The organism is Methylobacterium sp. WL69 (assembly GCF_008039485.1).
GTDB lineage: Bacteria > Pseudomonadota > Alphaproteobacteria > Rhizobiales > Beijerinckiaceae > Methylobacterium.
The window spans coordinates 1-608 of record NZ_VRUZ01000211.1; the positions used below are offsets into that span (position 1 = coordinate 1).

Annotated in this window: 1 protein-coding gene; it reads right to left on the bottom strand. The window is 67.4% G+C overall.

Going from position 1 to position 608, the window contains the following annotated elements; all coding sequences use genetic code 11:
- Positions 1–4 precede the first annotated feature (4 nt).
- The coding region (locus tag FV218_RS22505; protein ID WP_147711613.1) for an outer membrane beta-barrel protein at positions 5–608 on the bottom strand (604 nt) is incomplete at its 5' end.

Below are 608 nucleotides of genomic sequence, written 5' to 3' on the forward strand. Positions count from 1 at the left end.
GGTCCTAGTACGAGCCGAACTTGTAGTTCAGGCCGGCGCGGACGACGGCGAACTCGGTGTCGCGGACCTGACGGCCACCGCTGGCCAGGACGACGCCCGGGCTGTTGGTGAAGATGGTCGCGCCGGCGTTGTTGACGGCGAAGGCGCCAGCGTTGCGGTTGTTCTGGTCGAGCTTCACGTACAGGCCTTCGACCTTGAACGTCACGGCCGAGGACTTGAAGAAGTTGAAGAACGAGTCCGTGGGGAGCGCGTACTCGATACCGCCGCCGGCGGCCCAGCCGGTCTGGAAGCTGTCGCGGCTGCCGCTGTTCAGGCCGAACTCGCGACCACCGCCCGAACCGTAGGCGAAGCCGCCGGTGCCGTACACGAGGGTGCGGTCGAAGGCGTAGCCGAGACGGCCGCGCACGGTGCCGAAGTAGTCGAGGCTCGATACGCCGGCCGGGTTGAACACCTGCTGGGCGGCCAGGGGGCCGGTGGCGGAGAAGCGGTTCCGCTCACGACCGAAATCGACGTACTGGGCATCGGCCTCGACGCCGACGACGAAGCCGGAGCCCGGGGTGAACTGGTAGTTGTAGCCGATCTGACCACCGCCGACGAAGCCGTCGTTG